General features: G+C 67.6%; 14 protein-coding genes. 11 read left to right on the forward strand and 3 right to left on the reverse strand.

Annotated features, from left to right (window positions below):
- Positions 1–4: 4 nt before the first annotated feature.
- The 3 genes from K6L26_RS14855 to recN are packed head-to-tail and all read left to right on the forward strand — an operon-like array spanning position 5 to position 3,504.
- Positions 5–814: a TlyA family RNA methyltransferase gene (locus K6L26_RS14855; RefSeq protein WP_221853299.1), complete on the forward strand. Its 810-nt coding sequence runs from the start codon at positions 5–7 to the stop codon at positions 812–814.
- On the forward strand, positions 811–1,734 hold the full coding sequence (locus tag K6L26_RS14860; protein WP_019343814.1) for an NAD kinase: 924 nt from the start codon (positions 811–813) through the stop codon (positions 1,732–1,734). Before K6L26_RS14855 ends, K6L26_RS14860 begins: the two co-directional genes overlap by 4 nt.
- A 6-nt stretch (positions 1,735–1,740) precedes the next feature.
- Positions 1,741–3,504 carry a DNA repair protein RecN gene (recN, locus tag K6L26_RS14865; protein WP_221853300.1) on the forward strand — a complete coding sequence of 588 codons (1,764 nt, stop codon included), beginning with the start codon at positions 1,741–1,743 and terminating at the stop codon, positions 3,502–3,504.
- Here recN and K6L26_RS14870 read toward each other — a convergent pair.
- Positions 3,501–4,403, reverse strand: a complete 903-nt coding sequence (locus K6L26_RS14870) for a pyridoxamine 5'-phosphate oxidase family protein (protein ID WP_221853395.1) — start codon at positions 4,401–4,403, stop codon at positions 3,501–3,503. The genes recN and K6L26_RS14870 overlap by 4 nt on opposite strands.
- Positions 4,404–4,418: 15 nt before the next feature.
- Complete coding sequence (locus K6L26_RS14875; RefSeq protein ID WP_019343811.1) at positions 4,419–4,880, reverse strand: VOC family protein; 462 nt, start codon at positions 4,878–4,880, stop codon at positions 4,419–4,421.
- 141 nt (positions 4,881–5,021) lie between these two features.
- On the opposite strand from K6L26_RS14875, the gene K6L26_RS14880 reads away from it, so the two are divergent.
- From K6L26_RS14880 to xerD, 6 genes are all read left to right on the forward strand, one after another.
- Positions 5,022–5,543, forward strand: a complete 522-nt coding sequence (locus tag K6L26_RS14880) for a CGNR zinc finger domain-containing protein (protein WP_221853301.1) — start codon at positions 5,022–5,024, stop codon at positions 5,541–5,543.
- A 100-nt stretch (positions 5,544–5,643) separates the two neighbouring features.
- Positions 5,644–6,828 (forward strand): putative cytokinetic ring protein SteA, encoded by a 1,185-nt coding sequence (gene steA, locus K6L26_RS14885; RefSeq protein ID WP_019343809.1) that lies wholly within the window; start codon positions 5,644–5,646, stop codon positions 6,826–6,828.
- Positions 6,829–6,843: 15 nt separating this feature from the next.
- Positions 6,844–7,785, forward strand: a complete 942-nt coding sequence (locus K6L26_RS14890) for a copper transporter (protein WP_076211381.1) — start codon at positions 6,844–6,846, stop codon at positions 7,783–7,785.
- 132 nt (positions 7,786–7,917) lie between these two features.
- Entirely contained in the window at positions 7,918–9,687 is a 1,770-nt protein-coding gene (locus tag K6L26_RS14895; RefSeq protein WP_043367897.1) for a CTP synthase, read from the forward strand.
- Positions 9,680–10,300, forward strand: coding sequence for an NUDIX domain-containing protein (locus K6L26_RS14900; protein ID WP_221853302.1), 621 nt, complete (start codon positions 9,680–9,682; stop codon positions 10,298–10,300). Before K6L26_RS14895 ends, K6L26_RS14900 begins: the two co-directional genes overlap by 8 nt.
- The gene (xerD, locus tag K6L26_RS14905; RefSeq protein WP_019343805.1) at positions 10,297–11,253 is read left to right on the forward strand and encodes a site-specific tyrosine recombinase XerD; all 957 of its coding nucleotides are present in this window, start codon (positions 10,297–10,299) and stop codon (positions 11,251–11,253) included. Before K6L26_RS14900 ends, xerD begins: the two co-directional genes overlap by 4 nt.
- Here the strand turns inward: xerD and K6L26_RS14910 are convergent.
- Positions 11,250–12,002: an O-methyltransferase gene (locus K6L26_RS14910; RefSeq protein WP_019343804.1), complete on the reverse strand. Its 753-nt coding sequence runs from the start codon at positions 12,000–12,002 to the stop codon at positions 11,250–11,252. The genes xerD and K6L26_RS14910 overlap by 4 nt on opposite strands.
- A gap of 118 nt (positions 12,003–12,120) precedes the next feature.
- Here K6L26_RS14910 and K6L26_RS14915 point away from each other — a divergent pair, with 118 nt between their 5' ends.
- A complete protein-coding gene (locus K6L26_RS14915; RefSeq protein WP_221853303.1) occupies positions 12,121–13,005 on the forward strand; it encodes a ParA family protein in 885 nt (294 codons plus the stop codon).
- Positions 13,002–13,865, forward strand: coding sequence for a segregation/condensation protein A (locus tag K6L26_RS14920; protein ID WP_019343802.1), 864 nt, complete (start codon positions 13,002–13,004; stop codon positions 13,863–13,865). The genes K6L26_RS14915 and K6L26_RS14920 overlap by 4 nt, the downstream gene beginning before the upstream one ends.
- Positions 13,866–13,871 lie beyond the last annotated feature (6 nt).

Here is a 13,871-nt window from a genome sequence, read left to right on the forward strand (position 1 = left end):
GCCGGTGGCGCGGCGCGCTCGCGTTGATGCCGAGCTGGTGCGCCGGGGCCTGGCCCGGTCTCGCCAGCAGGCGGCCGAACTGATCGAGGCCGGCCGCGTGCGCATCGACGGCATGCCGGCGGCGAAACCGGCGACAGCGGTCGCACCGGACACCAACATCACCGTCATCGCCTCGGCGGAACGTACCTGGGTGTCGCGTGGGGCTCACAAGCTGATCGGTGCGCTGGACGCATTCGACGTCGTCGTCGAGGGACGACGCTGCCTGGACGCCGGGGCCTCCACCGGGGGCTTCACCGAAGTGTTGCTCGACCGCGGCGCCGCCGAGGTGGTGGCCGCCGATGTGGGTTACGGCCAACTGGCCTGGCCGCTGCGCTCTGACGAGCGGGTGCACGTGCTGGAACGCACCAATGTGCGGGAGCTGACTCCGGAGGCGATCGGCGGGTCGGTACAGCTGATCGTCGCCGACCTGTCGTTCATCTCGCTGGCCACGGTACTTCCCGCGCTGACGGCCTGTGCGGTGGCCGACGCCGATATCGTTCCGATGGTGAAACCGCAGTTCGAGGTCGGCAAGGACCGCGTCGGGGCGGGCGGCGTGGTCTCCGATCCGGAGTTGCGCATCGACGCGGTGTGCACGGTCGCCCGCAAGGCCGCGGCCTTGCAGTGGCATGCTGTCGATGTGACGGCCAGCCCGCTTCCCGGACCATCGGGCAATGTCGAGTACTTCCTGCACCTGCGTGCCCAAGGCGACCGTCGGCTCGACGGCGAGTCGCTGGAGCAGGCGGTTCGGCGGGCGGTCGAGGAGGGGCCGCAATGACTCAAGACCGCACGATCCTGTTGGTGGTGCACACCGGCCGGGACGAGGCGACCGAAGTCGCCCGCCGGGTGGAAAAGGTGCTCGGCGACAACGGGATTGGTCTGAAGGTGCTCTCGGCGGAGGCTGTGGATCGGGGGCCGCTGCACCTGGCGCCCGACGACATGCGCGCCCTCGGTGTGGACATCCAGGTGGTCGACGCCGACGAGCGCGCCGCCGAAGGGTGTGAGCTGGTGCTGGTGCTCGGCGGCGACGGCACGTTCCTGCGCGCCGCTGAGCTCGCGCGCAATGTCGAGATCCCGGTGCTGGGAGTCAATCTGGGCCGGATCGGATTCCTGGCCGAAGCCGAGGCCGAGGCCATCGATCACGTGCTCGAACGCGTCATCGAACGTGACTACCGCATCGAAGAGCGGATGACCCTCGACATCGTGGTGCGGGTCGGCACCGATGTGGTCAACCGCGGGTGGGCGCTCAACGAGGCCAGTCTGGAGAAGGGGCCCCGGCTCGGAGTGCTGGGCGTCGTGTTGGAGGTGGACGGTCGCCCGGTCTCGTCGTTCGGCTGTGACGGGGTGCTGGTGTCGACGCCTACGGGCTCCACGGCCTACGCGTTCTCGGCCGGCGGCCCGGTGCTCTGGCCCGACTTGGAAGCGATTCTGGTGGTGCCCAACAATGCTCACGCGTTGTTCGCCCGTCCGATGGTGACCAGTCCCTTGGCCAGTATCGCGATCGAGATCGAGGCGCGCGGCAACGATGCGCTGGTGTTCTGCGACGGGCGTCGCGAGATGGTGGTGCCGGCCGGTGGCCGGCTGGAAGTGACCCGCTGCGGGACCCCGCTGAAGTGGGTGCGGTTGGACTCGGCGCCGTTCACCGACCGGCTGGTTCGCAAGTTCCGGTTGCCGGTCACCGGATGGCGGGGGCAGTAGATACCTGTGCTGTCAGAGATTCGTATCGAGTCGTTGGGCGCGATCAGTGCTGCCACCGCGGAGTTCGACCGCGGGTTGACCGTACTGACCGGCGAGACCGGTACCGGTAAGACGATGGTGGTGACCAGCCTGCACCTGCTCGGCGGGGCGCGGGCGGACGCGACGAGGGTGCGTTCGGGTTCCGACCGCGCCGTGGTGGAAGGCCGTTTCAGCACAATCGAACTCGGTGAGGACGTGACCGGCCGGGTCGAGGAGATTCTGGAGTCCTCGGGCGCCGAGCGCGACGACGACGGCAGCGTGATCGCGGCCCGGTCGGTCAGCCGGGCCGGGCCGTCGCGAGCCTATCTGGGCGGGCGCAGCGTGCCTGCCAAGTCTTTGAGCAATTTCACCGCCCAGGTGTTGACCCTGCATGGTCAGAACGATCAGCTGCGGCTGATGCGCCCGGATGAGCAGCGTGCGGCGCTGGACCGGTTCGCCGAGGTGGACAAACCGCTGGCCCGCTACCGGAGTATCCGCGACGAGTGGCTGACGGCACGTCGTGACCTGGCCGACCGTCGTCGGCGGGCCCGGGAGTTGGCCCAGGAGGCCGACCGGCTCAGCTTCGGCATCCACGAAATCGATGCGGTCGCACCGGAACCGGGTGAGGACGAGGCGATCATCGCCGATATCCGGCGGCTGTCGGAACTGGACGCGCTACGCGAGGCCGCTCAGACCGCCCGGTTCGCACTGGCCGGGGAACTCGACGAGCCGACGCCGGAATCCACTTCGGCAGCCGACGGCGTGGGCCGCGCGCAGGCGGCGTTGGAATCTACCGACGATTCGACGTTGCAGGCGCTGGCTGTCCGCCTGGCCGAGGCCATGGCGGTGATCGGCGATGTGTCCGGCGAGCTCGGCCACTATCTGTCCGAATTGCCCAGCGATGCCAGCACTTTGGAGACCAAGCTGGCGCGGCAGGCTGAGCTGCGCACCCTCACGCGCAAGTACGCCGCCGACATCGACGGAGTGTTGGCGTGGTCGCGCGACGCCGCCGAACGGTTGGCGCAGCTCGACGTGTCCGAGGAGAGCCTGGCCGCCCTGGACCGGAAAGTCGCCGAGCTGGAAGCTCAAGTGGTCACTGCGGCAGGCGAACTCACGAAAGCCAGGTCCAAGGCGGCGAAGGGTCTGGCCAAGGCAGTGACTGCTGAACTTGCCGGACTGGCCATGGCCAACGCGGTGTTCACCATCGGGGTCGCTCCGATGCCGGCCCGGGCCGACGATTCGGCACCGCTGACGATGCCCGACGGCGAGGTGCTGCACGCCGGCCACGACGGTGTGGACGCGGTCGAGTTCGGCTTCACCGCACACCGCGGCGCAGACGTGCTGCCGCTGGCCAAGAGTGCCTCCGGCGGTGAGCTGTCCCGCGTGATGCTGGCTCTCGAGGTGGTGCTGTCGGCGTCGACGGCGGGCACCACGATGGTGTTCGACGAGGTCGACGCCGGGGTCGGCGGCCGCGCCGCGGTGCAGATCGGTCGCCGGCTGGCCCGGCTGGCCCGTACCCACCAGGTCATCGTGGTGACCCACCTGCCTCAGGTCGCCGCATTCGCGGACGCCCACCTGGTGGTGGACAGCGGCAACGGACGGGCCAAGTCCAGCGGCGTGCGCCGCATCGACGACGAGGATCGAGTGGCCGAACTGGCCCGGATGCTGGCCGGACTGGGGGAATCGGACAGCGGCCGGGCACACGCCAGGGAACTGCTGGAGGCCGCCCAGCAGGAGCGCAGCGCGCCCTAGCCCCGTCCGGTAGCCAGGCCCGGGTTGGCCGGTGACAGTTCGGGCGCCGTCCACCGCAGCGGGCTGACATGGGTCAGCTCCACCACCTCGTCGATCGTGAAGTCGACAGCGCATTGCGTGCCGGCGCCGGAATCGGCTTCCTCCCAATTGATCTCGGCAGTCCCGGTGAGCTGAAGCGTCGATCCGGACGCCCAGTCGACCATCAACAGCCCGCACCGCGGGTTCGCCGCGATGTTTCCCAGCGTCATGAACATCGAGTTCCCGCGATAGTCCGGCCACCGCAGCCGACGGGCCGTGAGCACCTGCACGAATCCCGGATTGCCGCCGCGGTGAGACGCGTCGGCATTGCCCGCGGCGTCTGCCGAACCGACGAAGAAGGCGTCGGCGGTGGCGACGAACTCCTGCTGCCGGTCCGTGAGTGCCTGGCCTCGGTGTGCTTCGCGCATTTCCGTGGCGGACTCGCGGCGGGCGATGTCCCTGCGGGAGATGTACTTCGGGCAGTTCGAATACACCTGGTCCGGGGCAATTCTCAGACCGCTGCCTGCCGGTTCCGCTGCTCCGTTGACCCGCATCCGCCGCCTGGTCTGCGGCTCGATGGCGATCAGCCCGATCTGCTGGGGCGTGCGCAGCACGTCCCGGAGTGGATCGCCCGGTGCCGGCAGCGTGTCGATGGTGATGGTGCGTGCGTCGCCGGCGTGGACGAAGCCGGGCGGACCAGCCATCAAGCTGGTCCATACCCGGTCTTCGTCATCGGCGGCGGCGATGACGACCATCGGCTGTTCGGCGAGGAACGTGGCGGCAGCCGCTGGCACCTCAGAACGGATCATGCGGCCGACGCGGGCGGCGATGGCGTCCTGTCCCATTCGGCGCTGCACGGCCAGCTCACCGGAGTGATACATCGTCACCTTTCCGGCTCAGAAGAATCCACAGGTGGGTGCCGCTCCGGTGGGCGCGGGAGCGGCCTGCGCGCCGGTCGGCGCGTAGACCTCGAGCCGGGTTCCGTCGGGATCGGTGAAGAAGATGCCCCCGGAGGATGTTCCCTCGCCATGGGCGACGACGCCGTCGTGCGCGAACTCGGTACCCAGTGCCTTCAGCGCGGCCTCAACCGTCCGCACCTCATCGATACTGGCCGCTTCGAATGAAAGATGGTGCAATCCGGGTGTTTCCGTCGAGAACCGGCCATTGCTCTGCTGCCACAGCGTCAGCCGGAGGGTCCCGCCGGTGCCGAGGAAGGCGTACCGGTGCTCGCCGTCGCTGTTGATGGCCAGCGGTTCGAAACCCAACGCGTTGCGATAGAAGGCAACCGAGCGGTCCAGATCGGTGACGTTGATGCCGACGTGTCCGGTGGCGAGCTGGGGCGTGGTGGTCGCGGTCATGCAGTCCTCCTGAGTGGCTAACCAATGTATCTGGTTAAGAAGGTTAGAACGACGGGCGCGGCATCGTCAACCATCTATCTCCATTTCAGTGGTTAGTTCGATGGATGCTCCTTCGACGGCTGTGCGTGGTTACTCTCAGGTATGCCCGATCCGCGGCCTCATGTCGGCGAACCCCTCGCGCTGGATCTGCTGAACACCCGGTGGATGTCGGCGGATGGGCCGCAGGATCTTCTCTCGGGCGTCGACGGGCTGCGGGCCTGGTTGCTGGCCAACGGGCTCGACGATCGTTGCGAGGCTGACGAGAAGTCGCGGTGCGCCCTGCTTGTGGCCCGCGAGGCGATCTTGCGGGCAGTGCGGGACGGCTCTCGCGACGGGGTCAACGAGGTGCTGGAACGGGGCCGGATCCGGCGCACGCTCACCGAGTCGGGCCCGTCGGAAAGCGTCGAGGTGGCGCAGTCGGAATGGCTGGCCGGATGGTTGGCCGCCCAAGACCTGCTGCGATTGCTGGGCGAGTCGCCCGAGCGGATCAAGCAGTGCGCGCACCCGCACTGCATCCTGTGGTTCTACGACACCTCCAAGAACGGGGCGCGGCGGTGGCATTCCATGGCGACCTGTGGCAACCGGGCCAAAGCCGCACGGCACTATGCGGCGAAGCGGGATTGAGACCGGACTGCTGTTACTGATGTGACTAAAGCCAACTTGTGGGGCTGGTGTTACGGCGCGCCTCCGCCGCCCGACCGCCGCCGCCCGACAGAATCGGCACATGAAGATGGCCACGCTGCTCACCCGCAATGCCAATTCTCGTCCGGGAGTGACCGGCACTGCTCGAGTGGACCGCGACATCGATCGGCTGCTGCGTCGCATCGGCCCCGGCGACATCGTGGTACTCGACGCCCAGGATCTCGACCGGATCACCGCTGATGCGCTGGTCGAAGCCCAGATCGCCGGTGTCGTCAACGCCTCGCCATCGATCTCCGGGCGCTACCCGAACTTGGGGCCCGAGGTGCTCGTCGCCAACGGCGTGGTCCTCATCGACGAGGCCGGTCCGGAGATCTTCAAGAAGATCAAAGACGGGGCGCGGATCCGGCTGAACAACGGCGGCGTCTACTCCGGTGACCGCCGCATCGCGCTGGGCACCGAGCGCAACGATCAAGAGATCCACGAGCTGATGCATGACGCCAAGAGCGGCCTGGTGGCGCATCTGGAGGCCTTCGCGGGCAACACCATCGAGTTCATCCGCAGTGAGAGCCCGCTGCTCATCGACGGTATCGGAATCCCGAATATCGACGTGGACCTGCACCGCAGGCATGTGGTGATCGTCGCCGAGGAACCCAATGCCGCTGAGGACCTGAAGGCGCTCAAGCCGTTCATCAAGGAGTACCAGCCCGTGCTGGTCGGCGTCGGGGCCGGCGCAGACGTACTGCGTAAGGCCGGCTATCGGCCCGCGCTGATCGTCGGCGACCCGGACAAGATGAGCGTCGAGGTGCTGCGGTGCGGTGCCCAGGTGGTGCTGCCGGCAGACGCCGACGGGCATGCCGCGGGTCTGGAGCGCATCCAGGACCTCGGGGTCGGGGCGATGACCTTCCCGGCTGCCGGCTCGGCGGCGGATCTGGCGCTGTTGCTCTGTGATCATCACGGTGCCTCGCTGATCGTCACGGCCGGCCACACCGCCTCGATCGAGGAGTTCTTCGACCGCTCGCGCCAGCGCAGCAACCCCTCGACGTTCCTGACCCGGTTGAAGGTGGGGGAGAAGCTCGTCGACGCCAAGGCGGTGGCGACGCTGTACCGCAGCCGGGTGTCCGGTGGCGCGATCGCCTTGTTGGTGCTGGCGATGCTCGTCGCGGTGGTCGTGGCCCTTTGGGTGTCCCGGGCCGATGGCGCCGTGCTCGACTGGGTCGTCGACTACTGGAACCGCTTCACCCTCTGGGTCCAGAACCTCGTCAGCTGAACAGGTCGGTGAGCTGTGATCACGCTACGTGCACACGCCATCTCGCTGGCGGCGGTCTTCCTGGCGCTGGCTATCGGGGTGGCTCTCGGTTCGGGTCTGCTGTCGAACACCGTGCTGTCGGGACTTCGTGACGACAAGAAGGACTTACAGCACCAGATCGAGACCCTCACCGACGGCAAGAACGCGCTGAATGAAAAGCTCAATGCGGCAGGCGAATTCGACGCACAGCTGGCGCCCCGGATGGTGCGCGACACGTTGAAGGACAAGTCGGTGGTGCTGTTCCGCACGCCCGATGCCGCAGATGGTGACGTCGAAGCCGTGTCGCGGTTCATCCGTGACGCCGGCGGAACAGTGACCGGCAAGGTTTCGCTCACCAGCGAGTTCGTCGAGGCGAATTCGGCGGACAAACTGCTCTCGGTGGTCAACTCACCGATCGTGCCCGCCGGCAAGCAACTGAGCACCGCAGCGGTCGACCAGGGTTCGCAGGCCGGCGATCTGCTGGGCATCACGCTGTTGATCGACCGGAACCCGGCCGCGGCGCCGGTCGACGACACCCAGCGCCAGACCGTGCTCGCCGCATTGCGTGACACCGGGTTCCTGACCTATGACGATCCGCACATCGGGGCGGCCAACACGGCGCTGATCATCACCGGCGGCGGGTTCGGCGCGGACGGCGGCAACCGCGGTGCCACCGTGGCCCGGTTCGCGGCGGGACTCGCGCCGCACGGCACCGGTACCGTGCTCGCGGGGCGGTCGGGGTCGGCCTCTGGAACCGGCCCGGTTGCCGTGACCAGGTCAGATGCCGGTCTGAATGCTGTGGTCAGCACCGTGGACGATGCCGATTCCAGCGCCGGGCAGATCACGGCCGTGCTGGCTCTGGGCGATCTGGTCAGCGGCGGCAAGCCCGGCAAGTACGGGACCGGACAGGGAGCGACGTCGGTCACGGTCCCGCAATAGCCGGGTTTTCCCGTGGATGCGGGCGGCGCGCCAGCGACGGCTTGTCGGTGTCGGTGTTAAGGTGAACTTCCGTGGGTCGGCAGGCCACAGCTTGTTTTATCGATCCCCTGCCCGTCGTCACGGAGGATGCTTTTGCCCGCCTTACGCAAGCACCCGCACACCGCCACCAAACACCTCTTCGTCACCGGTGGTGTGGTGTCTTCACTGGGTAAGGGGCTGACCGCTTCTAGCCTCGGTCAGCTGCTCACCGCGCGGGGGCTGCAGGTGACGATGCAGAAACTCGATCCCTACCTGAACGTCGATCCGGGCACCATGAACCCGTTCCAGCACGGTGAGGTGTTCGTCACGGAGGACGGCGCCGAGACCGACCTGGATGTCGGCCACTACGAGCGATTCCTGGATCGCGACCTGTCGCAGTCGGCCAACGTGACCACCGGTCAGGTGTACTCGTCGGTGATCGCCAAGGAACGCCGCGGCGAGTACCTGGGCGATACCGTGCAGGTGATTCCGCACATCACCGACGAGATCAAGAGCCGCATCCTGGCGATGGCCGCGCCGGACGCGGCGGGTCGCCGCCCTGACGTCGTGATCACCGAAATCGGCGGCACGGTAGGCGATATCGAGTCACTGCCGTTCCTGGAGGCTGCGCGCCAGGTGCGCCACGAGGTCGGCCGGGAGAACTGCTTCTTCCTGCACGTGTCGCTGGTGCCCTATCTGGCTCCCTCCGGTGAGCTCAAGACCAAGCCGACCCAGCACTCGGTGGCGGCGTTGCGCAGCATCGGTATCACGCCGGACGCGCTGATCCTGCGGTGTGACCGCGACGTTCCCGAACCGCTCAAGAACAAGATCGCGCTGATGTGCGACGTCGACGTCGACGGTGTGATCTCCACTCCGGACGCACCGTCCATCTACGACATCCCCAAGGTGCTGCACCGCGAGGAGCTCGACGCGTACGTGGTGCGCCGGCTGAACCTGCCTTTCCGCGACGTGGACTGGTCGGAGTGGGATGATCTGCTGCGCCGGGTCCACGAGCCGCAAGAGACTGTACGAATCGCCTTGGTGGGCAAGTACATCGACCTGTCAGACGCCTATCTGTCGGTGGCAGAGGCGCTGCGCGCCGGCGGCTTCAAACACCGGGCCAAGGTGGAGATCCGGTGGGTCGCCTCCGATGACTGCGAGACCGACGCCGGTGCGGCGGCCGCACTGTCCGATGTCGACGGGGTGCTCATCCCCGGTGGCTTCGGAATCCGCGGTATCGAGGGCAAGCTCGGCGCGATCTCGTTCGCCCGTAAGCGTGGCCTGCCGGTGCTGGGACTGTGTCTGGGGCTGCAGTGCATCGTGATCGAGGCGGCCCGGTCGGTCGGGATCACCGGCGCCAATTCGGCCGAATTCGACCCGAAGACACCGGATCCGGTGATTTCCACCATGGCCGATCAGCAGGACGCGGTGGCCGGCGAGGCGGACCTTGGCGGCACCATGCGACTCGGGGCCTATCCCGCGGTGCTCGAATCGGGTTCGATCGTGGCCGATGCCTACCAGGCCACCGAGGTGTCCGAACGGCACCGGCACCGCTACGAGGTCAACAACGCCTACCGGGACCGCATCGCCGAGAGCGGGCTGCGGTTCAGCGGCACCTCGCCCGATGGCCACCTGGTGGAGTTCGTCGAGTACGACGCGAAGATCCACCCCTTCCTGGTCGGCACGCAGGCGCACCCCGAGCTCAAGAGCCGTCCCACCCGGCCGCACCCGCTGTTCGCGGCCTTCATCGGTGCGGCGCTGGACTACAAGGCCGCGGAGCGGCTGCCCGGCATGGACCTTCCCGAACATTTCGCCGAGGAGCCCCAGGAAGAAGACGCCGCCGCGAGCGCGGCGGACGAATCCGAAGCCGCTTCCCTTGGCTGAACACGATTTCGAGACGCTCGCCAGCGAAACCGTCTACGTCGGAAACATTTTCGCGCTGCGTGCAGATGAGGTCAGCATGCCCGGCGGCGGGCAGGCCCGGCGCGAGGTGGTCGAGCACTATGGTGCGGTCGCCGTGGTGGCCCTCGACGACGACGGCAACGTGGTGCTGGTGTACCAGTACCGTCACCCGGTGGGCCGTCGGCTCTGGGAACTGCCTGCCGGCCTCCTCGACCTCGGCGGGGAACGGCCCGAGGTGACCGCCGCACGCGAACTCGAAGAAGAGGTAGGCCTGGCTGCCGCGCACTGGCGTGTGCTGGTCGATCTCGATTCGACGCCGGGGTTCTCCGACGAGAGCGTGCGGATATTCCTGGCCACCGGGCTCACTGACGTCAGACGCCCCGACGCCGAGCACGAGGAAGCCGACATGGTGGTCGAGCGGGTGCCGCTCGGGGAAGCGGTGCGGCGGGTGTTCTCCGGTGACATCGTGAACGGCATTGCGGTAGCGGGCATTCTGGCCGCGCACGCGATGCCGGACGCGCAGCCGTTACGACCGGTCGAGGCCGAGTGGACCGACCGGCCGAGCGCGTTCAGGCGGCGTAAAGGGCTGTCATGACCACGCCGTCGCCCCTCCGGTCGGCCCTCGATGACCAAGTCCAGGGCTACCTCGATCACCTGACGATCGAGCGGGGCGTGGCGGCCAACACCTTGAGCTCGTACCGGCGCGACCTTCGCCGCTACGCCGAGCACCTGACCGAACGCGGAATCCACGACTTGGCCGAGGTGGTCGAGTCGGATGTCAGCGACTTCCTGATCGAGTTGCGCCGGGGTGATCCCGAATCGGGTGTGGTTGGGCTGTCAGCGGTTTCGGCGGCCAGGGCCGTAGTGGCCGTCCGCGGCCTACACCGGTTCGCCACGGCAGAAGGCATGACCGAACTCGACGTCGCCCGCGGCGTGAAACCGCCCACGCCCAGCCGGCGGCTGCCCAAGAGCCTGACCCTCGACGAGGTTGTCGCGCTGCTCGAGGCCGCCGGCGGAGACAGCGAGGCCGACGGGCCGCTGACGCTGCGCAACCGGGCGCTTCTGGAGTTGTTGTACTCCACCGGTGCCCGTATCTCCGAGGCCGTGGGCCTCGACGTCGATGACGTCGATACCCAGGCGCGTTCGGTGCTGCTGCGCGGTAAGGGCGGTAAGCAGCGGTTGGTGCCCATCGGCCGTCCCGCTGTCAGCGCCCTCGACGCCTACCTGGTGCGGGGCCGCCCGGACCTGGCCCGGCGTGGCCGCGGCACGCCCGGGATCTTCCTGAACGCCCGCGGCGGGCGGCTGTCGCGGCAGAGCGCCTGGCAGGTGCTGCAGGATGCGGCCGCACGGGCCGGCATCACCTCGGCGGTATCGCCCCACACACTGCGGCACTCCTTCGCAACCCACCTGCTCGACGGCGGCGCCGACGTGCGCGTCGTCCAGGAACTGCTCGGCCATGCGTCGGTGACCACCACGCAGATCTACACCATGGTCACGGTCCACACGCTGCGCGAGGTCTGGGCGGGCGCACACCCCCGGGCGCGTTAACCGCCCAGGTACTCCGACTCCAGTACCAGGTCGGGCAGCAGGGTCTGGTACTCGGCATGTGTCTTGTGATGCCTGGTGTCCCAGCGAGAGCCCTGTTCCTGCTGCATGTAGGCCAGGTATTTCGGTGCTCCCGGCAGCTTCACGTTGTCGGCGACCACGATCGAGCCCTGGTGCAGCCACCCACGGTCCAGCAGGCTGTGCAGATCAGCCAGGTAGGCGTTCTTGTCGTGGTCGAGGAACAGAAAATCCAGCGCGCCGGCGTCGAACCCGTGGGCCGCGAGCGCGTCGAGCGTGTGTCCGCCGTCGCCGATCGTCCCGACCACGCACGTGATCCGGTCCGACACTCCGGCATGTGCCCAGATGCGACGTGCGATGTCGGCGTTGGTGGGGGAGAACTCGACCGAGAACACCCGCGCCACCGGCGCGGCGCGGGCGATGCGCATCGCCCCGTACCCGCAGTAGGTGCCCAACTCGAGGGCCAGCCGGGGATTGGCCCGGATCACTGCCGCGTCGAGCAGAGCACCCTTCTCGTCGCCCACGTTGATCAGAAACGACTTCTCGTAGGCGAACTTGTCGATGGTGGCGATGACGTCGTCCAGGTCACCCGAGCGGGCGTTGGCCTCGACGTAATCCGCAGCCGCGGCCTCCCGGCCGTCGCCCCACTGTCCCGTCTTCGAGAAGTGCCGGGCGCCGATTCCCATCCTGATGAACGACCACCGCAACAGCGGCAGCCGCTGTTTGAGACTCATGACGCACACCATATGCGTCTGATTGCCCGCGGGTCTGCCCGTCCTGGCTGCGTAGCGACGTTAAACTTGCCGGGATGTGCGCCAAGACTGCGGGATGCCGGACCGGTGGCGGTCTGGCGTGAACGACGACAGCGCACACGACGGCCTCTTCGAACACAACGTGCCCGAGCTCGGTCTGACGGGCCGGCCACCGCGCGACATTCCAGAACCGCAACCGCGTTCCACTCACGGTCCGGCCAAAGTCATCGCGATGTGCAACCAGAAGGGCGGGGTCGGCAAGACCACCTCGACCATCAACCTGGGCGCCAGCCTGGCCGAGTACGGTCGCCGGGTCCTGCTGGTCGACCTGGACCCCCAAGGCGCACTGTCGGCCGGTCTCGGAGTGCCGCACTACGAGCTCCAGCACACGGTGCACAACCTTCTGGTCGAACCGCGGGTGTCGATCGACGACGTGGTGATCAAGACCCGGGTCAGCGGCATGGACCTGGTGCCCAGCAACATCGACCTGTCGGCCGCCGAGATCCAGCTGGTCAACGAGGTCGGCCGCGAGCAGTCACTGGCCCGTGCCCTGTATCCGGTGCTGGACCGCTACGACTACGTGCTGATCGACTGCCAGCCGTCGCTGGGCCTGCTCACCGTCAACGGCTTGGCCTGCGCCGACGGTGTGATCATCCCCACCGAATGCGAGTACTTCTCGTTGCGCGGGCTGGCTCTGCTGACCGACACCGTCGACAAGGTGCACGACCGGCTCAACCCGAAGTTGTCCATCAGCGGCATCCTGGTGACCCGCTATGACCCCCGCACCGTCAACGCGCGCGAGGTGATGGCCCGTGTCGTGGAACGGTTCGGCGATCTGGTGTTCGACACCGTGATCACCCGGACCGTGCGGTTCCCGGAGACCAGTGTGGCCGGCGAGCCGATCACCACCTGGGCGCCCAAGTCCGGGGGTGCGGTGGCTTACCGATCGCTGGCGCGCGAAGTCATCGACCGGTTCGGCGCGTGAACGATGTCCTGAACACCCCGACCACCGATGGTGCCGAATCAGCTGCCGCGGCCGGGGAGCCCACCGGTGACCAGCAGAACCGCTTCCAGGTTCGGCTCACCAACTTCGAGGGACCGTTCGACCTGCTGTTGCAGCTGATCTTCGCGCACCGCCTCGATGTCACCGAGGTGGCATTGCACCAGGTCACCGACGATTTCATCGCGTATACCAAAGAGATCGGCGCCCGCCTGGAGCTGGACGAGACCACGACGTTCCTGGTCATCGCGGCCACGCTGCTGGACCTGAAGGCCGCGCGGCTGCTGCCGTCGGGCGAGGTGCACGACGAGGAGGATCTCGCGCTTCTGGAGGTCCGTGACCTGTTGTTCGCGCGCCTTTTGCAGTACCGCGCGTTCAAGAACGTCGCGTTGATGTTCGCCGAACTTGAGGCTGCGGCCCTGCGCAGCTATCCGCGGGCGGTGTCCCTGGAAGATCGGTACTCCGACCTGCTGCCCGAGGTGATGCTCGGCGTCGACGCCGGCAGATTCGCCGAGATCGCGGCCGCCGCCCTCACCCCACGGCCGGTGCCGACGGTCGGCACCGACCACATCCACGCGCCCAAGGTGTCGGTGCCCGAACAAGCCCACCGCATCATTGCCCTGCTGGAACAGCGCGGGATCGGCGAATGGGCGACTTTCGCCGAACTCGTGGCAGAGTGCACCGACGGGCTTCAGATCGTCGGCCGCTTCCTGGCGCTGCTCGAACTGTTCCGAGCCAAGGCGGTAGCATTCGAGCAACCAGAACCGCTTGGAGTGCTCCAGGTTTCGTGGACCGGAGATCGGCCTACCAGCGAACATCTGGCCACCGCTGATGCGGAAGAATAGCGAGAA

Origin of the sequence: Mycobacterium farcinogenes (assembly GCF_019739075.1) — a bacterium.
GTDB classification, from domain to species: domain Bacteria; phylum Actinomycetota; class Actinomycetes; order Mycobacteriales; family Mycobacteriaceae; genus Mycobacterium; species Mycobacterium senegalense.

What these genes read in the sequence shown, in the direction of transcription:
- K6L26_RS14875 (WP_019343811.1), bottom strand. Translation starts at nt 4,880, where the DNA reads ATGACCGCGACCACCACGCCCCAGCTCGCCACCGGACACGTCGGCATC.
- K6L26_RS14880 (WP_221853301.1), top strand. Translation starts at nt 5,022, where the DNA reads ATGCCCGATCCGCGGCCTCATGTCGGCGAACCCCTCGCGCTGGATCTG.
- steA (WP_019343809.1), top strand. Translation starts at nt 5,644, where the DNA reads ATGAAGATGGCCACGCTGCTCACCCGCAATGCCAATTCTCGTCCGGGA.
- xerD (WP_019343805.1), top strand. Translation starts at nt 10,297, where the DNA reads ATGACCACGCCGTCGCCCCTCCGGTCGGCCCTCGATGACCAAGTCCAG.
- K6L26_RS14910 (WP_019343804.1), bottom strand. Translation starts at nt 12,002, where the DNA reads ATGAGTCTCAAACAGCGGCTGCCGCTGTTGCGGTGGTCGTTCATCAGG.
- K6L26_RS14860 (WP_019343814.1), top strand. Translation starts at nt 811, where the DNA reads ATGACTCAAGACCGCACGATCCTGTTGGTGGTGCACACCGGCCGGGAC.
- K6L26_RS14870 (WP_221853395.1), bottom strand. Translation starts at nt 4,403, where the DNA reads ATGTATCACTCCGGTGAGCTGGCCGTGCAGCGCCGAATGGGACAGGAC.